Here is a 24,808-nt window from a genome sequence, read left to right on the forward strand (position 1 = left end):
AAATGGAAAAATTAGTAGCAAGTATGGCCGGAAATGTTTGGAAAATAGTGAAGCATGAAGGTGATTCAGTTGGTGCAGGAGAGGACGTAGTGATCCTTGAATCGATGAAGATGGAGATTCCTATTTCTGCCGAAACGGACGGTGTTATTAAAGAATTAAAAGTGGCAGAAGGGGATTTTGTTAATGAAGGAGACGAGATAGCTGTTATTGAATGAATTACGTAAGGGGGAATAGGGATGATTGATCTCCATGTAGAGAATAACGTGTCGATTGTAACGCTGAATCGACCGAATGCGTCAAATGCCTTGTCTATCGAGCTATTAGAACAATTAAATCAAACGCTTGATTTAATTGATGAAAATCGTGACAGCTTTTGTACAATTATAACCGGAAAAGGCGAAAAAGCTTTTTGTGCAGGGGCAGACTTGAAAGAACGTATAGGTATGAACGACCGTCAAGTAGTGAATACGGTCCGATATATTGGCCATACAATTAATCGAGTTGAAGCAATGCGAATGCCTGTTATAGCAGCGATCAATGGTGTCGCATTCGGTGGTGGTCTTGAATTGGCTCTAGCTTGTGATGTACGGATTGCTGCAGAGCATGTGAAGTTAGGTCTAACGGAAACTTCATTAGCAATTATACCTGGTGCAGGTGGAACGCAGCGCTTACCACGCTTAATTGGAATTGGTAAAGCGAAGCAGCTAATCTATTCTGCTCAGCGGATTACTGCAGAGAAAGCTGGAAAATTAGGTATTTTAGAAAGTGTTGTTCCTTCTGATAGATTGATGGATGAAGCCATGGGCTTAGCAGAAAAAATTTCAGCAAATGGACCAATTGCTTTAGAACAGGCAAAACTTGCGATCAATCGTGGATTGGAAACAGACTTGGATACTGGATTAGCAATAGAACATCTTGCCTACCAACAAACAATTCCAACTGAAGACCGTAAAGAAGGATTGAGAGCATTCAATGAAAAACGTAAACCAATTTACAAAGGCGAATAGTTAGGGAGGATGGACAGATGACTTTTATCAAAGATTTGGAAGAACGGATTGAAACGGTTAAACAAGGTGGGAAAACAAAATATCACGAAGCGAACGCAGAGAAGGGTAAGTTATTTGTCAGAAAAAGGTTAGAGCTTTTATTCGACGATAATCTTGATATAGAAGATGCTTTTTTTGCAAATTGCATGGCTGGAGATTTGCCTTCTGATGGTGTCGTAACAGGAATCGGGAAAATCAACGGACAAAATGTTTGTGTGATGGCGAACGACTCTACAGTTAAGGCCGGTTCTTGGGGGAAACGGACCGTTGAGAAAATACTCCGGATTCAAGAGACCGCATTGAAGCTGGAGATACCAATTATTTATCTTGTTGACTCTGCGGGCGCACGTATTACAGATCAGATTGAAATGTTCCCTGGAAGAAGGGGAGCAGGTAGGATTTTTCATAATCAGATTAAATTATCCGGTAGAGTCCCTCAAATTTGTTTATTGTTTGGCCCCTCTGCTGCAGGTGGAGCTTATATCCCTGCCTTTTGCGATATAGTCGTCATGGTGGAAGGAAACGCATCGATGTATTTAGGGTCCCCAAGAATGGCTGAAAAAGTTATTGGAGAAAAAGTGTCTTTGGAAGAAATGGGCGGAGCAAGGATGCATTGCACTGTTTCTGGTGTCGGTGATGTACTAGTGAAAACAGAAGAGGAAGCAATCGATTATGCCAGGAAGTATATGAGTTATTTTCCAGCAAATTTTAGGAATCAGCCTCCAGTTCATGAACCAAAAAGTGTAAAAGCATCAGAGAAAACGATTGTCGATATTGTGCCGGAAAATCAAAATGCAGCATTTAATATGTTTGATTTAATTGACCAAATAATTGATGAAGATAGTTTCTGTGAAATTAAAAAAGAATTTGCGAAAGAATTAGTCACGGGACTAGCAAGGATTGACGGACATAGCGTAGGTATTATCGCAAATCAACCACGTGTAAAAGGTGGAGTGTTATTCACAGATTCTGCTGATAAGGCTGCGAAATTTATCCAACTTTGTGATGCTTTTAATATTCCTCTATTGTTCTTAACCGATGTTCCAGGGTTTATGATCGGAACAAAAGTGGAGCGGGAAGGAATTATTCGTCATGGTGCTAAAATGCTCTCCAGTATGAGTGAAGCAACCGTTCCAAAGATTTCCGTAATTGTGAGAAAAGCATATGGAGCTGGTTTGTATGCAATGGCAGGTCCAGCATTTGAACCAGATTGTGTCCTAGCATTCCCGAATGCCCAAATTGCAGTAATGGGTCCTGAAGCGGCCGTAAACGCGGTTCATGCCAACAAGATTGCTCAATTACCAGAAGAAGAGAGAAGTGCATTTATAAAAGAAAAACAAGATGCCTACAAAGAAGAAATTGATATTTACCGTCTTGCTTCGGAAATGGTGGTTGATGATATCATTCATCCGAATCAGTTACGAAATGAGTTAATTAAACGATATGAAGTGTATGCTGATAAAAGCCTTCCGTTTACAGAAAGGAAGCACGGAGTATATCCGGTTTAAGAAAAAGCCTTGGCGACTAGTTGAACTGACCCAGTGAAACGAGACTAGAAAAAACACCTATGCTGCCACGGTCCTATATTCTACAGGACTGTGGCAATTTAATTTAGAAAAAGGTCGTATATAATTGTAATAATACATGTAATTTACTACTTTTTCGATTACAATAGTAGTTGTTAGAGTCGCTCTAAACTGAGCGGCGAATTCTTCCGACTTTAGCGAGGAGTGGAAGGATTCGATGACGGCATTATCAAAGCAATTGCCTTTGCGGGACATGCTGGTGGTAATGCCGTTTTCTTTTGCCAATGCTTGAAATGAATAGGACGTGTATTGAGCTCCTTGATCGCTGTGTAAAATCAAATCATGAGTCTCTCGACCGTTACAAGCATCAAGCAATGTGTCTAACACAAAATCAACGCTTTGTGTATCGCTAATTTTATAAGCTATCACTTCGTTATTGTACAAGTCCATAATGGTTGATAAATACAACATCTTCGGCCCGTACGGTAAGTACGTAATATCTGTCACCCACTTCTGATTCGGTTTATCTGCTTTAAAATCTTGGTTTAACAGATTAGGAACAACGATCTTGCTTTCTCCTGCAATATACTTTTGTCGCTTTACTTTAACGCGACACTGAATCTTGTATTTTTGCATCACCTTTTGAACAGTCTTTCGGTTAACCTTTACATCATAATCCTTTCGTAAAATGTCTTTCACTTTCCGATGACCAATACGATGCGAAAGCTGTTTACAAATACTAATAATCCATTGATGTAACTTAGGAATTTCCTGACCCGCCTGACTTTTCCATCGGTAATAAGTTGATCGGGGAATCCCAAAGCATTCACAGATATCCGACGCCGTATATCGGTCTTTAAGAGCTTCAACCACTTCTACAAAAACTTCTGGTACCACTTCCTTTCGATTTCTTGGTACTTTCCCGATAATTCATCTCGCATTTCATAATAAGCCACTTTGCGTCGTAGTTGATTGATTTCACTTTCGTCATCTGGCCCTTTACCGTAGGTATATTGCTTACCGATAGGTTGAGCTAATCGGTGTTGTTCATTGTTTCGATGCCATTTCATCCAAGTTTTAATTTGCGTTTTATTCTTGATTCCAAACTTCTCCATGATTTGCTTATTGGTCCATTCACCAGACAACTTTAACCGTATTACTTCTTGTTTCACTTCTTCAGGATAAAATCGTTTTTTACCCATAAGGAAAAACACCTCCTAAATTGTCGAATACTGTTATATACGACATAAGGGGTGTTTTTTCCTGTCTCATATTATTGGGTCACTCTAAGTTGCCAAGGCTTTTTTGTTTTTAATTAACTATAATTACATTATGTAAACAAGATTAGAACAAAAGATACTTGTAACGAGGCAAGGTAGAAATTAACGTCAATTTTACGTATAATGGAGTCAAACTGGTAAAATGAGGGGCAGGAGAAAGAAGACATGATTCAGACAAATACAGGGGTAAAGACAAATGAAGAGCAGCTCGCAGCTCTTTATCAAATGATGCAAGCAAATAATGATGAAGAAAATGCTAAAAAGGTCTTGGATTTATACGATAAGTTATACAATGAAGAACTGATTGTCAGTTTCTCAGGCCACTTTTCGGCGGGTAAATCCTCGATGATCAATACACTACTTGGTAAAGATATCTTACCGAAGAGTCCGATACCGACAAGTGCAAATATTGTTAAGATCAATTCTGGTGAAGGCTGGGCAAGAGTCTTTTTCACAGATGGAGATCCTGTTGAATATCAAGAACCTTATGATTTGGATATGATTAAAACTTATTCTAAAGATAAAGAAACGATACAGCGTATTGAAATCAGCACTAAAGATAAGCTGATTCCAAATGGGGCAGCTATCATGGACACTCCAGGTATTGACGCAGCTGATGACGCAGATCGATTAATGACAGAAAGTGCATTACATTTAGTTGATGTCCTGTTCTATGTGATGGATTATAATCATGTCCAATCCGAAGTCAATCTATATTTTCTTCAATCATTACAAAATAATCATATTCCATTTTATTTAATAATTAATCAGATTGATAAGCATAATGAAGAGGAATTGTCGTTTGCAAGTTTTAAAGAAAGCATAAGAAAAACTTTTTCCGACTGGGATATACATCCCCTAGGAGTTTTTTATACATCTCTCTTTGACTCATCTTTACCTACAAATGAGCTGGATAGAGTAAAAGAAACGTTATTTTCTATATTGCAAAATGAGGAGAAGAAATACTTTAATATAGATGCTTCAGTTCAACAAGTGATTAACAAGCACAAATTATTTTTAGAAGAACAATATGAAGCATTGAAGAGTGATATAGAAATCGATGAAGATATAGAAGCGAGATTAGATGAAATTGAAAAAATTGAGGACAGATTAGCGGAAATCTCTAAAGAGCCGGAAGAATTGGAGCAAGCATTCCAGCATGAATTAAAATATACATTACAAAACGCATATCTCATGCCTAAAGCGTTACGTGATAAAGCGCAACAATTCTTAGAGTCACAGCAACCAGGGTTCAAAGTTGGTTTATTTGGTTCCAAAAGAAAGACCGAGGAAGAAAAATCCAAACGATTAGAAGATTTTATGCAGTCTTTACAAGAGACAATGGAAACTGCAATCCGCTGGAAATTGCGAGATAAATATTTGCAGCTACTTAGAGATTTCAATTTATCTGATCAAGCTTTAATAGAAAAGGTAAACCAATTCGTGATAGAATATGATAGTTCCGAATTATTGAATCTGCTAAAACCAGGTGCTCAAATTAATGGAGAATATGTTTTAAATTACACCAATGATGTAGCAGCTGACGTGAAATCTAAATACAAACGGAAATCCTTGGATTTATTGCATTCTATGAAAAAGGCGCTCCAAGACAAACATGCATCCACAGTATCGGAGAATCAATCGATTTATGATAATCTGCAAGAAGTAAAGGAAATCCAGAGTAAGTATAATAAAATAGAACAGGAAATGATATCCAAGCAGGAAGCAATTGATCGGATGTTGCATGATCCAATTATAAATAAAGAGGATTGGCAAAGAACAGTTGAACTCCTTCATGAAAGGCAAGAATTCATAAAGGGGGAACAACCAGTCATCAAGAGTAATGATTTGACAGTCGAGGCGGAACAGGAAATTGACTCTAGCCATCCATCTGACTCAACTGAATTTACAGTAGATCAGGTCATTGAGTATATTGAACAAGCAATAAACTTAACGGAAAGTCTGCCAGGTTTCAACAATTTAATTGATGAATTACAAGTGAAAAAAGACCGTCTAGCCAATCGGACCTTTACCATTGCTTTATTTGGTGCATTCAGTGCTGGAAAGTCGTCTTTCTCGAATGCGCTAATTGGCGAAAAAGTATTACCGGTTTCACCGAACCCGACAACTGCTACAGTGAATCGGATTCATCCGGTTTCGGTCGAACATCCACATGGAACGATAGTAGTCACAATGAAAAAAGAAGAGGATTTACGTGAAGAATTAATAGCAATGACAAAGAACTTATCCCCCAAGGGTGAGGACTTACATCGATTACTTTCTTGGATGGAAAAGAAAAGCATTGTTGAGGACAGACAATTAAACAATATGTATCAAGCCTATATTCATGCATTGTTGAAAGGATATCCGGCGAATAAAGAAAATCTAGGGAAAAAGGTTACGATTACGCTGGATGATTTTGCGAAATACGTGACAGATGAAACGATTGCCTGCTATATAGAGGCAATTGACTTGTATTATGATTGTTCGATTACGAGGCAAGGAATCACCTTAGTAGACACTCCTGGTGCAGACTCGGTTAACGCTAGGCATACAAATGTTGCCTTCAATTATATTAAACATGCAGATGCGATTCTATATGTCACCTATTATAATCACGCCCTGTCGCGTGCTGATCGCGATTTTCTCATGCAGCTTGGCCGAGTGAAAGAAGCTTTTCAGTTGGATAAAATGTTTTTTATTGTCAATGCCGCAGACCTTGCTGAAAGTGAGGAAGAACTGCAACTTGTCACATCGTATGTAAATGAGGAATTGCTGAGATTAGGGATAAGACAGGCGAGAATCTTCCCTGTATCAAGCAAACAGTCTTTAGTCGAGAAACTGAATAGTCATCCATTGAATGAGTTGATGAAAGATTTTGAGGACCATTTCTATTCATTCATCCATCGTGATTTGGCTGCACTAACTATTGAAAGTGCCTTATGGGACATCAAGCGTCTTCAACAGACGATGGAACAATATATTTCTACAGCATCTCTGGATGCATCTGACAAAGCAAAACAAATAGAGAAGATCAAACAAGAGCAGAAGCAGGCTATAACCTTGATTAAATCCTATGAAACAGATGTTTACGATAAGCAAATTATTCAGCGCATAGAAAAGCAATTATATTATGTTATTGAACGCTTGGCTATCCGTTACCACGATATGTTTAAAGAAATGTTCAACCCAACGACAATCACAGAAAATGGTAGGAAGGCCTATTTACAGTTAAAGCTTGCTTTAGAGAACTTGATTGAATATATACGATTTGAATTAAACCAGGAACTACAAGCAATCTCGCTTAGGATAGAAGGTTATTCTCTAGAACTGGCGAATGAGGTTTATCAAGTGATGAACGAAAAAATTATAGATATAAATGATTTGTTTACTCTATCGAAGCAATTTGATTACGAACTGAACACTCCTGAATATGAAAAAGAGTTAGTTGATATCCAATTAAAAGATTTCCAATTCATTCTTGGTAAATATAAAGGAACAAAGGCATTCTTTGTTCAAAATGAAAAGGAAATAATGAAGGAGCAGCTTTACGAAGCATTATTACCATCTATTAAAACATTCATAAAAACGAATCAGGGGAAGATGCTTACAAGTTATGTCGATCAATGGAAGGAACTAATAGTGGAATTGAAAAATTCTGCTTCGGGAGGACTTAATCAACAGGTGGAAAATTACTTTACCATGTTGGAGGCCCCGACAAATCTTGAAAAAATGCAGCAAAATTTACAAGAGCTTAGAAAGCTTGCAAAGAGAAAGTAGGAATAGTAATTAAATGGATAAAAATAGGATTTTAATTGTAGACGGAATGGCACTATTATTTAGAGGTTTCTTTGCCACAGCTTTCAGAGGAAATTTTATGAAAACCAGTACAGGAGTACCAACGAACGGAATCTATCAATTTTTACGGTATTTTTTAGATGCTGTAGAAACATATGATCCTACTCATGTCGTTTGTTGCTGGGATATGGGAAGTAAAACTTTCCGGAATCAGATTTTTCCAGCCTATAAAGCGAATCGTGAAGCACCACCCGTCGAGCTTATACCACAATTTGATTTAATGAAAGAAGTTGTAGACTCGTTTAATATTCCAAATATCGGTTTGGTTGACTATGAGGCTGATGATTGTATTGGTACACTTGCAAAAGTATATAGTGACCAAGATGAAGTCATCATCTTAACCGGTGACCAAGATATGTTACAACTTGTTGATGAGAATATCTCTGTTGCGATTATGAGAAAAGGGCAGGGGAATTACGAATTATTTACTTCTGTGAACTTTTATGAGAAAAGAGGGATCTATCCTTCGCAAGTCATTGATGTAAAAGCATTAATGGGGGACACCGCGGACAATTATCCTGGCGTAAAAGGGATAGGTGAGAAGACTGCTCTCCGATTAATTAAAGAATATCATACAATTGAAGGATTATTAGAGAACCTCGATAAACTTACAAATGGAATCAGAACAAAGATTAAAAACGACTTAGAAATGTTATATATATCCAGAAAGCTGGCAGCAATTAAGAGTGATGTACCTGTATATTGTGAATTAGAATCAGCCAAAAAGAACTTCCAACGATGGAAAATAGAAGCGAAACTAGAGGAATTGGAGTTTAAGAATCTAGATAGAATGCTTGTAGCAAGTGTGCAATAGGGAGGAAGCATATGTATTTTCCATCGCTAAGAGATAAATGGATAACAGGTCTCATATGGGGAATCACTCTATCAGGTGTGTTGTTTCCTCTTATTAAAGGGCAATTTACGACTATGATGATCATGATTATATTAGGCAGCTTCCTTCTGTGGTTTTGGTTTCGTACAGGCTATAAAATCGAAGGTGAAAAAATTAAAGTATATTATGGACCAATTCGGCAGACAATCCATATACCTGAAATAAAATTAATTCTCAAATCCAAAATGCCAATCAATTCTCCAGCTTTATCGTTTAACCGAATTCAAATATCTTGTGGTAAATACGACGTCGTAGCGATTTCACCTCAAGACAGGGAAAAATTCATAAGTGCACTATTAGATATAAAGCCGGATATTCCAATTGATGAAAGATTAATGCCACATAACAAGAAATAAAGAAACGACCTCGATAATTCGAGGTCGTTTTAATTATATTCTTATTCTTCGATATAAGCTTGTTTGATTTGGTAAATACCTTGAGCATCAACATAGAAGTCTTTTACGCTATCATTTACACCAAGAATATATTCAGAGTGGTTCAAGTAGATCATTGGCGCAAGTTCAACTAGTTTTTCTTGTGCTTTAGAATATAGATCTTGTCTTACTTCAGGATCTGTTTCTTGACGAGCATCATCAAGCAATTTGTCTAGTTCTTCATCCTCTAAGAATGAACGGTTACCAGTTGCACCTACAGCAGATGAGTGGAATAGTGGATACATTCCATAGTCTGCGTCAGATGTTACAACAGACCAGCCAAGGATGAACATATCATGGTCACCATTTGCTGTTCTTTCGAGGTAAGCACCCCATTCAAGTTCTTCAATCTCAACATCGATTCCGATTTCAGCTAGCTGTGCTTGAATATTTACAGCTGTGTCTACACGTTGTTCGTTATCGTTTGTCCAAATTGTAGTTGTGAAGCCATCTTCATAACCAGCTTCTGCCAGTAATTCTTTAGCAGCTTCTGGATCATACTCTAATCCACTTACGTTTTCGTCATATCCGAAAACAGGAGGAGCAAGAGGTCCAACTGCTGGGATTCCGATACCATTGTAAACACCTTGAATGATTTGTTCTTTGTCAATTGCCATTGAGATGGCTTGACGAACTCTTACATCATCAAATGGTTCTTTTTGAACGTTGAAACCAACATAAGCTAAGGAAACACTTGGTTCTTGAACTACATGTACTCCGTCTGTACCTTCAACACGAGATACGTTGTTCGGTCCAATGTTGTCAGCAACATGACTCACACCTGTTTCTAGCTCAGCGATACGTGCACTTTGCTCAGAAACAACTTTGAATGTAACTTGGTCAAGCTTCGCAGGCTCTCCCCAGTAATCTTCATATTTTGTCAACACTACATCTGCACCTGGATTACGGCTTTCAAATTTGAAAGGACCTGTACCGATTGGATTTTGGTTGATATATGCATCAACTTCTCCTCCGTTAGCATCCTCTTCAATAATGTTAGGACTCATAATCGCTGTACCGCTATGAGCTAATACAGAAAGAAGTGGAGCATATGGGTATTGCAGATTGATACGTAATGTTAAATCATCAACGACTTCAACACTTTCCACTGCTTCAAATAAGAATGCACGTGGTGATGCGATTTCCTCATCAACTAGACGATCAAAGTTCATTTTTACAACTTCAGCTGTAAGTTCTGCACCGTCGTGGAATGTTACTCCTTCACGAAGTTTAAATTCCCAAGTAGTTTCATCTACTTCTTCCCAAGATTCAGCTAGAGCTGGTTGTACTTCTTGGTTAGCATCAAGTTTAGTAAGACCTTCGTAAATGTTTTCGGCTACGTTACTTGATGGAACGTCGTTAGAGCCTTGTGTAGATAGAGATACTGCATCAGATGGAATTGCAATAACTAGATTTCCACCTTCTCCGTCTGCTGCGCCTTCTGATTCACCCTCAGTTCCGCTTTCAGTTTCTTCTGCAGAATCATCCGGCTCTTCAGTTGTTGGCTCACCGTCTCCAGCACAGGCAGCTAGTACTAATGCTAGTGCTAAAAATAGAGATACGAGAAACCAATGTTTCTGTGACTTCATGCGTAAAACCCCCTCAATAAAATAATTTCCCGAATTATGCAACTCACATAATTCTTAATTAATATTAAATTATTATTTTGTAAATTGCAAGTTAATATATCTTTTTCTGTCTTATTGTTTACTAAAAATTAATTATACTTTATACTTATTTTTATGGTGATAAGACCAAAAAAAGAATAAAACCGTGGAAAAAGGAAGTAGAATGTTCAAAATTTTCCTCTGACAAGAAAATTTTGATTTATTTAGCATTTACCATAATATGTAAGCTTTTTTATTTTATGGACTTCTAATATAAAAAAGTTTACTAATATTAGTAATGCTTAAAAACAGGGGCAATCTACTACCAAAAAGAAGTATTTCATGTACCAAAGGAGGTTTTTTAATCAAATGTCTAGTAATCTATCAAATCCAAACTTAGAGCAATCACAAAAAGGGTCCCTCTTTTTAAATAATCTCAAGGATTTCTACAGACGATTATCAAGAAACAAAGCAGCGTTAATCGGAGGTTATCTTATTCTTTTCCTCATTCTCGTTGCCATATTTGGACCTTTATTTACTGTCCATGATCCAAATGAGCCAGATTATGCCGTGAAATTGGCAGGACCATCAGCGGAACATTGGTTTGGTACTGACCATCATGGTAGGGACATCTTTACAAGAGTTATCCATGGTATAGGAATAACAATGACAATCGGGGTTCTTTCTACTATTTTAGGTGGAGTTGTTGGGATTATTCTCGGTATTGTCTCTGGATATTACGGCGGTAAGCTGGACACGGTTATTATGAGGCTAATGGATATTTTATTAGCTTTCCCAGGTATTCTTTTGGCATTGGCACTAATCAGTATACTTGGTGCAAGCCGACAAAACGTAATCATTGCTATAGCACTGTTTGCAGTGCCAACGTTTGCGAGGATAGTAAGAGGTTCCACACTTTCAGTTAGAAACCTCGAGTATATTGATGCAATGAAAGCCTTAGGAGCATCCGATTTTAGAATTATCTTTCTTCATATACTACCTAATATCTTATCACCAATCATTGTACAAGGTAGTATCTTCATTGCAAGTGCTGTACTATCAGCGAGTGGGCTATCCTTCCTTGGCTTAGGTGAGCAACCACCTTCTCCAGAACTAGGGGCACTACTAAGTGATGGACGTGATTTCATCTGGGATGCTGGTCATATTGCTTTCTTCCCAGGACTCGTGATTATGTTAATAGTACTAGCGTTCAACGTGTTTGGAGACGGTTTACGTGATGCGCTTGATCCGAAAATGAGGTAAGGGAGGTTAGTTACGAATGCTTAAATTTATAATACGTAGATTATTACAATTAATACCTGTATTACTTGGAGTAACCATTATTGTGTTCTCTCTCATGCATTTAACGCCAGGTAATCCGGCACATATTATAGCTGGAGAGAATGCGCCACCGGAAACTGTAGCTCAAATTGAGAAAAGATTAGGATTGGATGAACCTATACCGGTTCAGTTTTATCATTTTGTGAAAGATGCTGTGATGCTTGATTTTGGTAACTCATGGAGAACTAGTCTACCAGTGACTACAGAATTATGGCCGAGATTTTGGGTAACCTTTGAGTTAGCGGTTTACAGTATGATCTTTAGTATCGTAGTAGGTATGGCAGCTGGAATTATATCTGCTGTCCGACAATACTCTTGGGCCGACGTTACTGTTATGCTTGTCGCACTATTTGGACTATCCATGCCAAACTTCTGGCTCGGACTAATGTTAATGCAGTGGTTTTCGATTAATTTAGGCTGGCTACCGCCTACTGGCTGGGGTTCACCTGAACAAATTATACTGCCGGTTATTACATTAGGAACCTCTGGTGCTGCAGTTATCGCAAGAATGACACGTTCAAGTATGTTGGATGTCATTTCTCAAGATTATATCCGTACAGCACGTGCTAAAGGATTAAAAGAGCGTGTGATTACATATCGACATGCATTGAAAAACGCATTGATCCCAATTGTAACCGTAATTGGACTACAGTTTGGTGGTTTACTTGCAGGTGCGGTTCTTACTGAATCAGTTTTTGCAATCAACGGGATGGGTAAGCTGATTGTTGATAGAATACTAGCTAGAGATTTCCCTGTTGTTCAAGCAGGAATACTAGTTATTGCAGTAGTCTTTGTATTTATCAATCTACTTGTAGATATATCCTATAAATTCTTAAATAAACGTATTGATATGGATTAGGCTATTGATTTAGGAAAGAGGTGGAAACATGAAAGAAGAAATCATTTTGGATGTGAGAGATTTAAGAACCTCATTCTTTGATGATGAAGGCTTTGAAATAAAAGCAGTTGATGGTGTCTCTTTTGAATTGCCAAAAGGTAAGACTCTAGGAATTGTTGGAGAGTCTGGTTCAGGTAAAAGTATTACCGCTCTTTCCATACTCCGCTTAATTGCCAAAAACGGTAAAATAGCTGGTGGAGAGATTCTTTTCAATAATAGAGATCTCACAAAGTTAAGTGAAAAAGATATCCGTTCGATTCGTGGTAACGATATTTCAATGATTTTCCAGGAACCAATGACTTCATTGAATCCTGTATATACAATAGGGAAACAAATTTATGAGGCTTTAAAGATTCACCAAGGAATGGATAAAGAACAAGGAAAAAAACGTATCATTGAATTGTTGGAGCTTGTTGGGATTCCATCACCTGAACAAAGGATGAAACAGTATCCGCACGAGCTGTCAGGTGGTATGCGTCAACGTGTTATGATCGCCATGGCCCTTGCTTGTAATCCAAAACTATTAATTGCTGATGAGCCGACAACTGCATTGGACGTTACGATTCAGGCGCAAATACTTGAATTGATAAACAGTTTGCAGGAAGAATTAGGAATGTCAGTAATCATGATTACCCACGATTTAGGAGTAGTTGCAGAGACTTGTGACTATGTAGCGGTAATGTATGGTGGACAAGTAGTTGAATATCAGGAAGTTAAGGAACTCTTTAAAAACCCAAAACATCCTTACACTGTTGGACTTTTAAATTCCATGCCCCGTCATGATGTCGACGTGGATGAGTTAGAACCGATTAAAGGTAATGTTCCTAGTATTAAGAACATGCCAAAAGGTTGCCGTTTTGCACCAAGATGCCCATTTGCAACTGAACTATGTGTAACTGAGCTTCCGAAATTAGATAGAAAAGAAGATGGCTCTGAAGTACGTTGCTGGATCTACAGCGACAAATGGGATGGAGATCCGGAGGTGAAAGTTAGAAATGAAGAAAGAACTTCTTAAAGTTAATAATTTAAAGCAATACTTTCCAGTAAAAGGTGGTTTCCTTGGTAGAACAGTGAACCATGTAAAAGCTGTTGATGATATTTCCTTTGAGATTTACGAAGGTGAAACTTTAAGTGTCGTTGGTGAGTCTGGTTGCGGAAAATCGACTACAGGTCGTGCAATTCTTCGATTAGAAGAACCAACTGATGGAGAAGTTTACTTTGAAGGTGAAGATCTTCTCGCTTTGAACAAGAGCCAAATGAGGGAAAAACGAAAAGATTTGCAAGTTATTTTCCAAGATCCTTACGCTTCACTAAACCCTAGACATACGGTGGGACAAATTCTGACTGAAGCGATGCAAATTCAAAAAATTGCTCCAAGAAGTGAATTGCGTAAACGAGCAATTGAATTAATGGAAATCGTTGGACTAAATGCTGAACAAATTGACCGCTATCCACATGAGTTCTCTGGTGGTCAACGTCAACGTATTGGAATCGCAAGAGCATTATCCGTTGACCCGAAATTAATTATTGCTGATGAAGCTGTTTCTGCACTAGATGTGTCGATCCAAGCTCAAGTTCTAAACCTTCTAAAGAGGTTACAACGAGAGTTTAATTTAACTTATTTATTCATCGCTCATGACCTCGGTGTTGTTCGTCATATTTCTGACCGAATTATCGTAATGTACTTAGGGAAAATTGTGGAGATTGCTGATAAAAAATCACTATTTGAAAATCCACAACACCCTTATACAAAAGCATTATTATCTGCTATACCTATACCGGATCCGGAGAAGAAGAAAGAGCGGATTGTATTAAAAGGAGACGTTCCTTCACCAATTAATCCGCCACAAGGATGTCGTTTCCATACTAGGTGTCCATTTGCTACGGAGATTTGTCGTACGAAGGTACCTGAACTTCGCAATCTTGATCATATGAAGGAAGGCCACCGTGCAGCATGTCACCACATTGAAAAAATTCACTCTGGTGAAATGGCATTACAAAAGTAAAGTTGAAAATCAATCCCAAGTGTTCCTATAATAGGAATACTTGGGATTTTTATTTTTATAGGGAGGGAAAGGCATGGACTATATCGAATATATTCAACAGTTATTTAATGAACACGAAGACAAGGAAAATGCATTCCACATGGAAAAATATATGCGGAATAAATTTCCTTTTCTCGGCATAAAAACTCCATTACGTAGAAAATTAATGCAGCAATTTCTAAAAGAAAGTGGAATAAGAAAAGAGAAATTTCAACGTACATTCGTCCGTTCTTTATGGAATCTAAAAGAAAGAGAATATCAGTATGCAGCATTAGACTATATTGGGGTTTCATTGGAGAAGTTAGATAAAAGCGATATAAGTTTAATGGAAGAATTGATCACTTCAAAATCATGGTGGGATACCGTGGATATGCTTGCACAAAAAGCAGTGGGAAAGATATCAAGGAGCTTTCCTGGTGTAATAGAAGAGAACATAGAGTTTTGGAATGATAGTGATCATCTTTGGTTGCAACGCAGTGCCATCCTCTTTCAATTAAAGTATAAGGAACAGACCAATGAAGATTTACTCTATCGATATATAATAACTCATTCACAGAGCAAGGAATTTTTTATTCAAAAGGCAATAGGTTGGGCACTCAGAGAATATTCCAAAACTAATCCAGATTCTGTTAGACAGTTTATGGAAAAGCATCCGCTTTCTAAGTTGAGTGTCAGAGAAGGGAGTAAGTATATATAAAACATATAAATGAAGATAAAGGAGGTGAGTGTTCAAATTCACCACTACGAAAACTTTCGCTCCATCTTTCATGTTTGTATCATCTTCGGTTAATAATTACATAGTACATTGTAAAATATTAGTTCTGATTATTCTTTCTAGAATTAAAGTTAGACATGGGGGAGAACAGTGCAGAAATGGAAAGTATTAGAGCGGTCTTATCTTTATAAAACACCACATGGTAATTTAAGAAAAGACAAATGTTTAATAGAAGATAAAAATCACATAATCGATGCTTACCATGTGAATGAATTTGAAAACTGGGTAAATGCAGTTGTATTAACAGATCAAGAGGAAATGGTACTGATAAAGCAATACCGACATGGTGCTGAAGGCTTCTTTTATGAAATTCCAGCTGGAAAAACCGAATATAGAGAATCATATGAGCAAGCAATTCAACGAGAAGTCTTGGAAGAAACTGGTTATCAAACAAACACATCGCCAATTTACTTAGGTGAATTCTTTGTCAATCCAGCAACACAAAATAATAAAGTGATCAGTTACTTGATGCTTCATGCTGTAAAGGTAAAAGAGCAAGATTTAGATGTTGGGGAAGTTATCGATATTTTCAAGATACCATTTGAAAACGTAGAAAAGCTAGTCAAAACAGGAGAACTACAGCAACTTTTTTCTGTAACAGCATTCTGTTTAGCGAAAAACTATCTTATCGAAATTAATACAAAGGGGAGAATCTAATGACCAAGCAAACTCTAGAAATAGATGAGGTTATGAGTCACATTGAAATGATGTTGAATGAAAGGCCGGAACCGATTAAAAATATGAAAGCGATTTATCTATTCGATATCACAGATATCGACGATGGAACCTATCTACTAAGTATCCAAAATGGGGTTGCTGAAGTATCGAAGGATGCCGATAAAAATAAGGCGGATTGCAATTTGAAAATGAATACTGAAAGCTTTCAAAAATTCTTATCTGGAAATTTAAAAGGGACAGTTGCCTTTATGACTGGAAAACTCAAAATAAATGGTGATATGGGCAAAGCATTACAGCTTGAATCATTGTTGAAGCAATATAAGTAGGTTAAAGACAAATCATTCATAGCGACATTATAATAAATCGCTCATAAATCTCCATCAATTGAAGAATATATAGATGGAGGTGTTGAAATGACTAAGAAAAAGTTAAGTAATGGCGGTTTTAGTGATGAGCAAGCTGTAAGAAAGAAGCTGACCAAAAATTTTGATCACGAGTTTGCTAATGAACCATTAACTGCAAACGAAAAGTTAAATAATAAGAAGACAAAAAAACGTCAATAATTAGTCTTTCATTAAGCTGCAGTTCACTTAAGAACTGCAGCCTATTTATGTTAATTAAGATTGAAATGGAGAATCGATATAGTTCAGGATAGCAATATGTGAATTCCTATCTTTGAGGAAGGTAGTGGTGCAGACGCTGCGTAATATTTTGTCTAATATTCTTTTGCAGTTCATCGGTTTGATTCTCAACTTTTTCCATTTCTAATGAGCTCAGTACAGATATAATACTTTGAAATGTAGATAAGATGATAGGCGTTTTACCATTTTTCATATGTGTCGAGATGGTCGATGTCGTTCTTCCAAGATGTTCACTCACTTTATTTTGCTGGCCAAGCATTAAATAAAGTGAAGTGACAAGAGACTGTATCTCTGTTTGTTCATTCATTAGTTCTTGCAGCAAGGATAGATTCATATTCAACAACGTCTCAAACTGTTCGTAATAAACTTCAAAGCCTTGGCTAGCTGTTGACTGGGATAGTTGAAATCGAAACTGCATCTTGTCAGTTTCGTTTTTTGCCGATTCGTTTGCTTTTCTTGCTTGTTTCAGTAAAGGGTGAATCCAAGACTCGATATTTATTGTGTTAAAACCTTCTTCTATATTACCGAAACTGAGACCAAAATATGGTCGATCACCGAAATTCCAAATTCGACTTATATAGAAAGAAAGAACGTAGGCAGTTGCATAACCACTGCATAGAACAATCAATTCTTCACCGCGATGAGTTACTTTTGTAGGGACAATATATTGTGTCCAGTACGATGTGCTGATTTGCAGTTGTTCTAAATACTCGCTTAGTTCATAACCGATATCGGCTGATGAATTGCTTATGGACATGACAAAAACGGATACTTCATTTCGCATTACAACCAGCTCCTTATCCATGAATTCGATTGTTTTATCGAATATATCAGAATTCAGATGAAAAGGTCAATTTTTTTGAAAGTTAGACGATTTATACGAATTTAACAGTCTAATTTAGCTTCTGGTTGATGTTTTCTGATTCATGGATTATGATATACATAAATACGAACATATATTCTGATGAGAAGGGGAGAGTGAATTGGATAAACTATTAAGGAAGAGAATTTTGGAGACTGATGAAATTATAAAATTATATCTAGATGGGAAGAGCACCACATCAATTGCAAAACTTGCGAATGTGTCACCGAGGTATATTCGCATGTTATTGAAAGAAAATAATGTGGAGATGCGGCCGAGAGGGAGCTGGAGGAGAATATATACGGTAAATGAAGATTATTTCAAAACCTGGTCAAATAATATGGCATATATATTAGGTTTTTTTATCGCGGATGGTATGGTTTCCAGTAATCATCAAATGATTAGTTTTTCACAAAAAGAAAAATATATATTAGAAAATATCAGATCTGAACTTGATTCCAACCACAAAATTACCAAGAATAACTCCGACGTTTATCTATTGAATATAAATAGCAAAGAAATGAAGAAAGATTTGAAAGAAATTCACGGTGTTGGGCCAAACAAAACGAGTAATATTAAATTTCCGTATGTACCAAAGGAATATATGAGTCACTTTGTACGGGGATATTTTGATGGAGACGGTTTTGTTAAGTATGAAAAATACTTTATCAGTTTTGTTGGAGGATCTAAGTTATTTATGCAATCATTAAGAAATGTAATTGATGAATACGGATTTGAAACTAATTTTACAGAACATGACACATATTATCGTGTTTATGTAAGTGGACGAAAAACTATAAAATTGTTTTCCGACTGGATGTATCAAAACAAAGGATTATACCTCAGAAGAAAATACGAAGCTTTTCAGAAGGAAACTTTACCTTTAGATCAATTAAAGGATAGAGGAATTAAAGTTCATAAAAATGCTATTAAAAATCGGAAGCTCGAAAGAAAGAATTGTGATTAGTGAAGTATTTATAAGGAAGAGGGGCTTGAATACTTTATTACTGCATAATCTGTTTAACAGACTATGCAATTTATTTTTCGGATTTTCTAGTAGACATAATATATATTATAGGAAGTTATGTACCAGAGAGCTAATTTTGTCTCATTAATAAAGTTTACTCTAGATAGTGAGATGAAATTGAAGTTTTAACCAAATAATAAATACCTCACAAAACAAAAAAAACAAAAAAAGTCGCATACATTCCAGTATGCGACTACAAATAATTATCTGTCCTCAAAGAACTTACGATTTATTTCAATGTATTGATATTCTGATTCAGGAACTTCATCCTCAATAAATATTGCTTCTACAGGACAAACTGCTTCACACGCTCCACAATCTATACAAATATCGGGATCGATATAAAACATATCTTCGCCTTCTTCAATACAGTCCACCGGACAAACTTCTACACATTCACCTGCTTTTTCCGTTTTACATGGTGAAGTAATAATAAATGCCAAATCAAACGCCTCCCTTGCTGCAAATTTACCATTTTAAATACTTCATATATTATACATGAATTTTTTGCATCAAACAAAAAACAACTGTCGTGATACAGCTTAGATTTCTTTAAAATATTCTTTTAGAAATCCACCAACACGATCACTGTTATCGATGATGAAATAAAATTCATCCGTTTCATTAATTACATTATATTTCTTTCCGGGAGTCAATTTTTTGTTAACGATAAACTTCTTTGCGTCTGTATGGACACATTCTATTTGTTTAATAACTTGTCTATTTTTCCAGTTTAAATGAATCATTTCGCTCTCCTTAGTTTAAATAATTAAGATATAGTTAACTTCAATCTTCAAATAGGTATAAATACTTTTCATAACCTTCTTCTTTCATTTTCTCTTTAGGTACAAATCGCATAGCAGCTGAATTAATGCAATATCGTAAACCCCCAGCTTCTACTGGTCCATCTTCAAATACATGGCCAAGGTGTGAATCTGCTGTTTTACTTCTTACTTCCGTCCGGATCATGCCATGAGTTGTATCCATTTTCTCATCAATTTCATAATGGTCGATTGGTCTTGTAAAGCTTGGCCAACCACAGCCAGCATCATATTGATCTTTAGATGAAAATAATGGCTTTCCAGATATGATATCCACATAAATTCCATCTTTAAAATGGTTCCAATATTCGTTTTGGAATGGCCGCTCGGTACCATTTTCTTGGGTAACATGATATTGTATAGGTGTTAATTTTTTCTTTAATTCTTTTTTGTCATATTTTTGCTTCCAATGTTTGTTGATGAAATCTTCTCTCCCCGATCCTTTTTTGTATAGACGATAATGGAAAGACTGTTTTTTATAATAATCCTGATGTTCTTCTTCAGCTGGGTAGAATGGCTTTGCTGGAAGTATCTTCGTTGCTATCGGCTTAGAAAATTTCCCACTTGCTTCTAATTGTTGTTTGGATTCTTCTGCAGTTTTTCTTTGCTCTTCAGTATGATAAAAAATTGCTGTTTGGTAGGATTCCCCTCGATCATTAAACTGACCGCCTGGATCGGTAGGATCTATTTGCTGCCAAAAAGTCTCCAACAATTGCTCATATGGCATGATATTCGGATCGAAGGTTATCTGTACAGCTTCAACATGACCTGTCGTGTTGGAACATACTTGTTCATAAGTGGGATTCTCTAATTCCCCACCTGTATAACCGGAAATGATGCTTTCGACACCTGGTCGGCTGTCAAATGGTTCGACCATACACCAGAAGCAGCCGCCAGCAAATGTTGCTTTCTCATAGGTTTGAGACATGATCATTCCTCCATTGCTCTCATGATAGTATCTATTTTTCCGTTTTTTCACCTATAATGCAAGTATACTGCATATTTTTCAAATATAAAGCTTTGGAGTTGATACGCCATTACTTTTGCGACTTGTCTCTCCAACAGTCTCTTTCGGCACGTTTTCACTTTGCTCAATCGAATCTTTCTCATTTTCGTGAACAACTGAATCCTTATCTTTAGAAACATCTATATCCTTTTCCGTTTCATCATCCATAGAATCTACCTTTTTAAAAGCTTTGACCATCCGATACATCGCAGGCAAATTTTTGATCATTGGTCCATACTCTTTGATTAATGGGGTAGTTGTATCCACAATCTTCAACACCTGTTGTACATTATCAAGTATACCCGAAAATCCATCAATTCCTTTACTAATATGAGGACTATTTAATAAGTTTAATGGATTTAGTTGTTGTTTTGCAAATGAACTTCGCCGTATAGGAGGCTGAGCATTACCAAACATAAAACCATCTACTCCTGATGTTGATCGCTGCCTGATGCCGTATTCAGGTCTTCTATGAGTCGGTTGGAACATTTTTCACCCTGCCTTCCACTTTAAAATCTTTATATAGGAAATAATCTCTCTAATAATGTACGTTACAACTAGTGAAAAAGTGTAGGCAATATAATATTTCCCGGGTAAGCGCATAAATCTACAAATTACCCACTATTCTCTTTTAGTTCAGATAAAAATTTGTCAAACAAATTTCAAACAAACGTTTGATTTAATTATTAATCCTCTCTCCTCTTTGCTGTTACAAGAAGAATTTATTAAGTACCTAATCAACAATCTATAGTTTAACTGACAATTTACCATGTATCACATTTTTAGCAAATTACTGGAACGGTCATAATATTAAACGACACGCTAAGCGTGCCCATCTCTGAAACAAATATATAAATACTTACCACCTCCCCTTACATCTCATAACAGATGTGAAAATAAAAAATAGACTGGGATAGAGTATCTACCCAGTCTATTTTTTATTTGTTTTGATATAAATCCCAGATCTCATCGAAAGTCCGTAATGCATTTGCAAAGGGGCTATTCCATTCCAAGTAATTGCTCAGTTCGTCATAGTCATTTGAATGCTTTGGAAAATCGTGATCGAAGAATGCCCAATCAGCAAGTCTAGATTTATCATCAGGAACTCTTTTTCCGCGGAAAGTCATTAAATGTTGATAAAACGTCTTCATAGTAACACCTCAGTTAATACTCAAGCTTACGTTGCGGATCCTTCTTCCATAAACTCTTTATGTTTTTTCAGTTTCTTGCGATAGACGATTTTTGCCAATTGCAGACTGATTTCGTATAGAACAATAAGTGGTACTGCGACAACAAGCTGCAAGACAAAGTCTGGTGGTGTAAGTAGGACACCAGCAACGATAAGTCCAAAATAGGCATACTTCCTATTCTTAATCATAAAGTCTGGTGTAAGTATACCAAGACTGGTTAAAAACATAACAATAATCGGAAGTTCAAAAAGTATAGCAATCGGTACCGTAATCCGTAATAGAAACTTAAAGTAGCGATCGACCGTGAACATAATATTGAACATCCCGTCGTTTAAAGATAGCAAAAACGGCATGATCAGTTCAACAAATATATAATAACCAAATACTAAACCACCTATAAATAGTAGGAAAATAGCAGGTATGTACCCAATCGTAGCTTTTCTCTCATGCGGCAGCAAGCCCGGCTTAACAAAAGCCCAAATTTGATATGTAAGAATGGGAATTGTTCCGACAATTGCTACAATCCCTGCCATTGAAAAATAAATCCAAATTATTTCTGTTGGGCTGATTGCAGTCAGCTCCAAATCAATATCGTTAACAAAAAACCAATAAATATCTTTAATATAAATGAAACCAACAATAAAGAAAGCAATAAAGAATAGAGCTGTAACAATCAATCGGTTACGGAGCTCAGCAAGATGATCGACAAGATTCATCTCTTTTTCTTCACTTTGATTCTTCTCCACCATAAGTGACACTCCTCTAATGTAAAAAACACAAAAGAAGATGTAAGATAAAATAAAACTTACATCTTCATTTATCTATTCTATTTATTATGTCCTTCTCTCGAAATCAAGAAAGGTAGAACAAGGAATTTTCCCCTGTCTTTAAACAATATTTTATTTTGTTTTTTCCTCATTACTTGTGAGGCCTTTAGTTGCATTTTTGAACTCTTTCAAAGAATGGCCAAATGCTTTACCGATTTCCGGCAGTTTATTTGGACCAAAAACGATGAGGGCAACAATAACAATCAATATCAACCCTGGAATTCCAATATTACTTAACATCTTTCATCACCCCGTTTTATTTGGTATTGTCTTCCTTAACGAGTGACTTGACTTCATCTACTTCTTTTGTAACATCACTTGTTAAATCTCTAGCTGACTTCTTGAATTCACGTAATGTATCTCCAGCTGCTCTACCAATTTCAGGAAGTTTACTAGGCCCGAATACAATAAGAGCAACGATAAGAATCAGAATCAGTCCGGGAAAACCTATGTTTGCAAGCAAATCTATCAACTCCATTATTATGTCTTGATGCTAATTCTAGTATATAGCAACAAAACAAAGTGTACAAGTACTACTCCTCACGCTTTTTTTCTATCATATACCAGGTAATAATAATCGTACGGATTTTTTTCGTCTTTCTTTCCTTTCGTTTTAGAAGTTAATTCCCACTCATGAAGTGAAAACTCTGGGAAGAAAGTATCTCCTTCAAACTCCTCGTCAATCCAAGTAATGTACATACGATCGGCAAAAGGAAGAACTTGCTTAAAAATTTCTCCGCCACCAATTACGAAAAACTCCTCCGCAGAATTGTTATCATTCCATTCTTTAAGGGTCTCTAAATTATGGATAACTTCCACCCCATCCGGTAAATCAGGGTTGTTGCTACGAGTAATTACTACATTTCTTCGGTTTGGTAATACACGGCCAATGGAATCAAAAGTTTTTCTTCCCATAATCATCGTATTTCCTGTTGTTTTTTCTTTAAAGTAACGTAAATCATCCGGCAAATGCCATGGCAGATCATTTTGCGATCCAATCACGTGATTCCGGTCCATTGCAACAAGTAATGATATCATCTTGGTCCTCCTTTTAAACGGCGATAGGTGCTTTAATTGCTGGATGTGGATTGTAATCAACAAGTTCAAAGTCCGACAACTCAAAGTCAAATACAGACTGCTTGTCTGATTTCAACTTAAGTTTCGGTAGTGGGCGAGTTTCTCGCTTCAACTGAGTTTTGACTTGTTCGACATGGTTGGAGTAGATATGTGCGTCTCCGATTGTATGTACAAATTCACCTACTTCTAGTCCACATTCATGTGCAATCAAATGAGTTAATAAAGCATAGCTGGCAATATTAAATGGAACTCCTAAGAAAACATCTCCACTCCGCTGATATAATTGGCAGGAAAGCTTGCCATCCGCTACATAGAACTGGAATAATGTATGACAAGGCGGAAGTGCCATAAAAGGAATATCTTCGGGATTCCATGCAGAAACAATATGTCTTCTTGAGTCTGGGTTCGTACGAATGGATTCAATAACATTTTTTAACTGATCGATTGCCTCTCCTGTCTTGGTTTCCCACTTTCTCCATTGTTTTCCGTAAACAAATCCTAAATCTCCATACTTTTTGGCAAAAGCATCATCATGTAGGATTCTTTCCTTAAAAATATCCATCTGCTTTTTATACTCCATGTTAAATTCTTCATCTTGTAGACTTCTCAGGCCAAAGTCAGTCATATCTGGGCCATTATAATCTTCACTTGCAACCCATCTTTCAAAAGCCCATTCATTCCAGATATTATTATTGTTTTCCAATAGGTATTTGATATTCGTATCTCCCTTGATAAACCAAAGCAACTCGGAAGCAATTAACCTGAAATTCACTTTTTTCGTAGTTAATAAAGGAAAACCTTCGTTTAAATCAAACCGCATTTGATGACCAAATACGGAATATGTACCTGTGCCGGTCCGGTCCTCTTTTTTATGTCCTTCTTCTAGAATTAATTTACACAAATCTAGATATGCTTGTTCTCCTTGTAACATTTGACGTCCTCCTATTTCTTCTTATGTATTCACGAATTGTTTGCCA

At 36.7% G+C, this 24,808-nt stretch carries 28 protein-coding genes; 15 read left to right on the forward strand and 13 right to left on the reverse strand.

The features are described from left to right. Nucleotides 1-2 precede the first annotated feature (2 nt). Genes ACFSBH_RS11480 through ACFSBH_RS11490 form a run of 3 tightly spaced genes read left to right on the forward strand, consistent with a single transcriptional unit; the run spans nucleotide 3 to nucleotide 2,554 of the window. A complete protein-coding gene (locus ACFSBH_RS11480) occupies nucleotides 3-215 on the forward strand; it encodes an acetyl-CoA carboxylase biotin carboxyl carrier protein subunit (protein WP_251510439.1) in 213 nt (70 codons plus the stop codon). Between the two features lie 21 nt (nucleotides 216-236). Continuing rightward, nucleotides 237-1,007, forward strand: coding sequence for an enoyl-CoA hydratase (locus ACFSBH_RS11485; RefSeq protein ID WP_251510438.1), 771 nt, complete (start codon nucleotides 237-239; stop codon nucleotides 1,005-1,007). Between the two features lie 17 nt (nucleotides 1,008-1,024). Then, complete coding sequence (locus ACFSBH_RS11490; protein ID WP_251510437.1) at nucleotides 1,025-2,554, forward strand: acyl-CoA carboxylase subunit beta; 1,530 nt, start codon at nucleotides 1,025-1,027, stop codon at nucleotides 2,552-2,554. Between the two features lie 57 nt (nucleotides 2,555-2,611). Here the strand turns inward: ACFSBH_RS11490 and ACFSBH_RS11495 are convergent. Continuing rightward, a protein-coding gene (locus tag ACFSBH_RS11495) for an IS3 family transposase (protein WP_251510436.1) occupies nucleotides 2,612-3,774 on the reverse strand; the annotation gives its coding sequence in 2 pieces (ribosomal slippage) (nucleotides 2,612-3,498 and nucleotides 3,498-3,774; 1,164 coding nt in all). A gap of 243 nt (nucleotides 3,775-4,017) precedes the next feature. On the opposite strand from ACFSBH_RS11495, the gene ACFSBH_RS11500 reads away from it, so the two are divergent. The 3 genes from ACFSBH_RS11500 to ACFSBH_RS11510 are packed head-to-tail and all read left to right on the forward strand — an operon-like array spanning nucleotide 4,018 to nucleotide 8,958. Continuing rightward, nucleotides 4,018-7,632 carry a dynamin family protein gene (locus tag ACFSBH_RS11500; RefSeq protein ID WP_251510435.1) on the forward strand — a complete coding sequence of 1,205 codons (3,615 nt, stop codon included), beginning with the start codon at nucleotides 4,018-4,020 and terminating at the stop codon, nucleotides 7,630-7,632. 13 nt (nucleotides 7,633-7,645) lie between these two features. Then, nucleotides 7,646-8,524, forward strand: coding sequence for a 5'-3' exonuclease (locus ACFSBH_RS11505; RefSeq protein ID WP_251510434.1), 879 nt, complete (start codon nucleotides 7,646-7,648; stop codon nucleotides 8,522-8,524). Nucleotides 8,525-8,535: 11 nt separating this feature from the next. Beyond that, nucleotides 8,536-8,958 carry a PH domain-containing protein gene (locus tag ACFSBH_RS11510; protein WP_251510433.1) on the forward strand — a complete coding sequence of 141 codons (423 nt, stop codon included), beginning with the start codon at nucleotides 8,536-8,538 and terminating at the stop codon, nucleotides 8,956-8,958. A gap of 41 nt (nucleotides 8,959-8,999) precedes the next feature. On the opposite strand, the gene ACFSBH_RS11515 is transcribed toward ACFSBH_RS11510, so the two are convergent. Beyond that, nucleotides 9,000-10,625: a glutathione ABC transporter substrate-binding protein gene (locus ACFSBH_RS11515; protein ID WP_251510432.1), complete on the reverse strand. Its 1,626-nt coding sequence runs from the start codon at nucleotides 10,623-10,625 to the stop codon at nucleotides 9,000-9,002. 387 nt (nucleotides 10,626-11,012) lie between these two features. Between ACFSBH_RS11515 and ACFSBH_RS11520 the strand changes: the two genes are divergently transcribed. The 8 genes from ACFSBH_RS11520 (at nucleotide 11,013) to sspO (ending at nucleotide 16,943) form a co-directional block, all read left to right on the forward strand. Further along, nucleotides 11,013-11,906 (forward strand): ABC transporter permease, encoded by an 894-nt coding sequence (locus tag ACFSBH_RS11520; protein WP_251510431.1) that lies wholly within the window; start codon nucleotides 11,013-11,015, stop codon nucleotides 11,904-11,906. A gap of 16 nt (nucleotides 11,907-11,922) precedes the next feature. Continuing rightward, the gene (locus ACFSBH_RS11525) at nucleotides 11,923-12,843 is read left to right on the forward strand and encodes an ABC transporter permease (protein WP_251510430.1); all 921 of its coding nucleotides are present in this window, start codon (nucleotides 11,923-11,925) and stop codon (nucleotides 12,841-12,843) included. 28 nt (nucleotides 12,844-12,871) lie between these two features. Further along, nucleotides 12,872-13,897: an ABC transporter ATP-binding protein gene (locus ACFSBH_RS11530; RefSeq protein WP_251510429.1), complete on the forward strand. Its 1,026-nt coding sequence runs from the start codon at nucleotides 12,872-12,874 to the stop codon at nucleotides 13,895-13,897. Beyond that, entirely contained in the window at nucleotides 13,878-14,888 is a 1,011-nt protein-coding gene (locus ACFSBH_RS11535) for an ABC transporter ATP-binding protein (protein ID WP_251510428.1), read from the forward strand. Before ACFSBH_RS11530 ends, ACFSBH_RS11535 begins: the two co-directional genes overlap by 20 nt. Before the next feature lie 73 nt (nucleotides 14,889-14,961). Beyond that, a complete protein-coding gene (locus tag ACFSBH_RS11540) occupies nucleotides 14,962-15,624 on the forward strand; it encodes a DNA alkylation repair protein (RefSeq protein ID WP_251510427.1) in 663 nt (220 codons plus the stop codon). 168 nt (nucleotides 15,625-15,792) lie between these two features. Next, a complete protein-coding gene (locus ACFSBH_RS11545; protein WP_251510426.1) occupies nucleotides 15,793-16,359 on the forward strand; it encodes an NUDIX hydrolase in 567 nt (188 codons plus the stop codon). Further along, nucleotides 16,359-16,706, forward strand: a complete 348-nt coding sequence (locus tag ACFSBH_RS11550; RefSeq protein ID WP_251510425.1) for an SCP2 sterol-binding domain-containing protein — start codon at nucleotides 16,359-16,361, stop codon at nucleotides 16,704-16,706. The genes ACFSBH_RS11545 and ACFSBH_RS11550 overlap by 1 nt, the downstream gene beginning before the upstream one ends. An 87-nt stretch (nucleotides 16,707-16,793) precedes the next feature. Next, a complete protein-coding gene (gene sspO / locus ACFSBH_RS11555) occupies nucleotides 16,794-16,943 on the forward strand; it encodes a small acid-soluble spore protein O (RefSeq protein WP_251510424.1) in 150 nt (49 codons plus the stop codon). Between the two features lie 106 nt (nucleotides 16,944-17,049). On the opposite strand, the gene ACFSBH_RS11560 is transcribed toward sspO, so the two are convergent. Then, on the reverse strand, nucleotides 17,050-17,805 hold the full coding sequence (locus tag ACFSBH_RS11560) for a hypothetical protein (RefSeq protein ID WP_251510423.1): 756 nt from the start codon (nucleotides 17,803-17,805) through the stop codon (nucleotides 17,050-17,052). A 199-nt stretch (nucleotides 17,806-18,004) separates the two neighbouring features. On the opposite strand from ACFSBH_RS11560, the gene ACFSBH_RS11565 reads away from it, so the two are divergent. Beyond that, nucleotides 18,005-18,850 (forward strand): LAGLIDADG family homing endonuclease, encoded by an 846-nt coding sequence (locus ACFSBH_RS11565; protein WP_251510422.1) that lies wholly within the window; start codon nucleotides 18,005-18,007, stop codon nucleotides 18,848-18,850. 263 nt (nucleotides 18,851-19,113) lie between these two features. On the opposite strand, the gene ACFSBH_RS11570 is transcribed toward ACFSBH_RS11565, so the two are convergent. From ACFSBH_RS11570 to ACFSBH_RS11615, 10 genes are all read right to left on the reverse strand, one after another. Next, nucleotides 19,114-19,353 carry an indolepyruvate ferredoxin oxidoreductase subunit alpha gene (locus ACFSBH_RS11570; protein WP_251510421.1) on the reverse strand — a complete coding sequence of 80 codons (240 nt, stop codon included), beginning with the start codon at nucleotides 19,351-19,353 and terminating at the stop codon, nucleotides 19,114-19,116. Between the two features lie 99 nt (nucleotides 19,354-19,452). Beyond that, nucleotides 19,453-19,656 carry a DUF6501 family protein gene (locus ACFSBH_RS11575; protein WP_251510420.1) on the reverse strand — a complete coding sequence of 68 codons (204 nt, stop codon included), beginning with the start codon at nucleotides 19,654-19,656 and terminating at the stop codon, nucleotides 19,453-19,455. A 40-nt stretch (nucleotides 19,657-19,696) separates the two neighbouring features. Beyond that, nucleotides 19,697-20,659, reverse strand: a complete 963-nt coding sequence (gene msrB, locus ACFSBH_RS11580) for a peptide-methionine (R)-S-oxide reductase MsrB (protein ID WP_251510419.1) — start codon at nucleotides 20,657-20,659, stop codon at nucleotides 19,697-19,699. 78 nt (nucleotides 20,660-20,737) lie between these two features. Further along, nucleotides 20,738-21,226 (reverse strand): YqfQ family protein, encoded by a 489-nt coding sequence (locus tag ACFSBH_RS11585; RefSeq protein WP_251510418.1) that lies wholly within the window; start codon nucleotides 21,224-21,226, stop codon nucleotides 20,738-20,740. Between the two features lie 449 nt (nucleotides 21,227-21,675). Further along, entirely contained in the window at nucleotides 21,676-21,888 is a 213-nt protein-coding gene (locus ACFSBH_RS11590) for a YozE family protein (RefSeq protein ID WP_251510416.1), read from the reverse strand. 26 nt (nucleotides 21,889-21,914) lie between these two features. Then, nucleotides 21,915-22,676 (reverse strand): twin-arginine translocase subunit TatC, encoded by a 762-nt coding sequence (tatC, locus tag ACFSBH_RS11595; protein WP_251510415.1) that lies wholly within the window; start codon nucleotides 22,674-22,676, stop codon nucleotides 21,915-21,917. A 150-nt stretch (nucleotides 22,677-22,826) separates the two neighbouring features. Beyond that, entirely contained in the window at nucleotides 22,827-22,994 is a 168-nt protein-coding gene (locus tag ACFSBH_RS11600) for a twin-arginine translocase TatA/TatE family subunit (protein WP_251510414.1), read from the reverse strand. 16 nt (nucleotides 22,995-23,010) lie between these two features. After that, the gene (gene tatA, locus ACFSBH_RS11605) at nucleotides 23,011-23,217 is read right to left on the reverse strand and encodes a twin-arginine translocase TatA/TatE family subunit (protein WP_285853504.1); all 207 of its coding nucleotides are present in this window, start codon (nucleotides 23,215-23,217) and stop codon (nucleotides 23,011-23,013) included. Nucleotides 23,218-23,294: 77 nt separating this feature from the next. Next, nucleotides 23,295-23,792, reverse strand: a complete 498-nt coding sequence (locus tag ACFSBH_RS11610) for a dihydrofolate reductase (RefSeq protein WP_251510412.1) — start codon at nucleotides 23,790-23,792, stop codon at nucleotides 23,295-23,297. A gap of 13 nt (nucleotides 23,793-23,805) precedes the next feature. Continuing rightward, a complete protein-coding gene (locus ACFSBH_RS11615; RefSeq protein ID WP_251510411.1) occupies nucleotides 23,806-24,762 on the reverse strand; it encodes a thymidylate synthase in 957 nt (318 codons plus the stop codon). Between the last annotated feature and the right edge of the window lie 46 nt (nucleotides 24,763-24,808).

It is taken from the genome of Oceanobacillus luteolus (assembly GCF_042678205.1).
Classification (GTDB): domain Bacteria; phylum Bacillota; class Bacilli; order Bacillales; family Amphibacillaceae; genus Oceanobacillus; species Oceanobacillus luteolus.

Bases quoted from the DNA above. Each gene is read 5' to 3' on its own strand.
- sspO (WP_251510424.1), top strand. From the start codon at position 16,794: ATGACTAAGAAAAAGTTAAGTAATGGCGGTTTTAGTGATGAGCAAGCT.
- ACFSBH_RS11550 (WP_251510425.1), top strand. From the start codon at position 16,359: ATGACCAAGCAAACTCTAGAAATAGATGAGGTTATGAGTCACATTGAA.
- ACFSBH_RS11535 (WP_251510428.1), top strand. From the start codon at position 13,878: ATGAAGAAAGAACTTCTTAAAGTTAATAATTTAAAGCAATACTTTCCA.
- msrB (WP_251510419.1), bottom strand. From the start codon at position 20,659: ATGTCTCAAACCTATGAGAAAGCAACATTTGCTGGCGGCTGCTTCTGG.
- tatC (WP_251510415.1), bottom strand. From the start codon at position 22,676: ATGGTGGAGAAGAATCAAAGTGAAGAAAAAGAGATGAATCTTGTCGAT.
- ACFSBH_RS11510 (WP_251510433.1), top strand. From the start codon at position 8,536: ATGTATTTTCCATCGCTAAGAGATAAATGGATAACAGGTCTCATATGG.
- ACFSBH_RS11575 (WP_251510420.1), bottom strand. From the start codon at position 19,656: ATGATTCATTTAAACTGGAAAAATAGACAAGTTATTAAACAAATAGAA.
- ACFSBH_RS11540 (WP_251510427.1), top strand. From the start codon at position 14,962: ATGGACTATATCGAATATATTCAACAGTTATTTAATGAACACGAAGAC.
- ACFSBH_RS11610 (WP_251510412.1), bottom strand. From the start codon at position 23,792: ATGATATCATTACTTGTTGCAATGGACCGGAATCACGTGATTGGATCG.
- ACFSBH_RS11485 (WP_251510438.1), top strand. From the start codon at position 237: ATGATTGATCTCCATGTAGAGAATAACGTGTCGATTGTAACGCTGAAT.
- ACFSBH_RS11500 (WP_251510435.1), top strand. From the start codon at position 4,018: ATGATTCAGACAAATACAGGGGTAAAGACAAATGAAGAGCAGCTCGCA.
- ACFSBH_RS11615 (WP_251510411.1), bottom strand. From the start codon at position 24,762: ATGTTACAAGGAGAACAAGCATATCTAGATTTGTGTAAATTAATTCTA.
- ACFSBH_RS11505 (WP_251510434.1), top strand. From the start codon at position 7,646: ATGGATAAAAATAGGATTTTAATTGTAGACGGAATGGCACTATTATTT.
- ACFSBH_RS11520 (WP_251510431.1), top strand. From the start codon at position 11,013: ATGTCTAGTAATCTATCAAATCCAAACTTAGAGCAATCACAAAAAGGG.
- ACFSBH_RS11480 (WP_251510439.1), top strand. From the start codon at position 3: ATGGAAAAATTAGTAGCAAGTATGGCCGGAAATGTTTGGAAAATAGTG.
- ACFSBH_RS11515 (WP_251510432.1), bottom strand. From the start codon at position 10,625: ATGAAGTCACAGAAACATTGGTTTCTCGTATCTCTATTTTTAGCACTA.
- ACFSBH_RS11525 (WP_251510430.1), top strand. From the start codon at position 11,923: ATGCTTAAATTTATAATACGTAGATTATTACAATTAATACCTGTATTA.
- ACFSBH_RS11530 (WP_251510429.1), top strand. From the start codon at position 12,872: ATGAAAGAAGAAATCATTTTGGATGTGAGAGATTTAAGAACCTCATTC.
- ACFSBH_RS11585 (WP_251510418.1), bottom strand. From the start codon at position 21,226: ATGTTCCAACCGACTCATAGAAGACCTGAATACGGCATCAGGCAGCGA.
- ACFSBH_RS11560 (WP_251510423.1), bottom strand. From the start codon at position 17,805: ATGCGAAATGAAGTATCCGTTTTTGTCATGTCCATAAGCAATTCATCA.
- ACFSBH_RS11600 (WP_251510414.1), bottom strand. From the start codon at position 22,994: ATGTTAAGTAATATTGGAATTCCAGGGTTGATATTGATTGTTATTGTT.
- ACFSBH_RS11590 (WP_251510416.1), bottom strand. From the start codon at position 21,888: ATGAAGACGTTTTATCAACATTTAATGACTTTCCGCGGAAAAAGAGTT.
- ACFSBH_RS11490 (WP_251510437.1), top strand. From the start codon at position 1,025: ATGACTTTTATCAAAGATTTGGAAGAACGGATTGAAACGGTTAAACAA.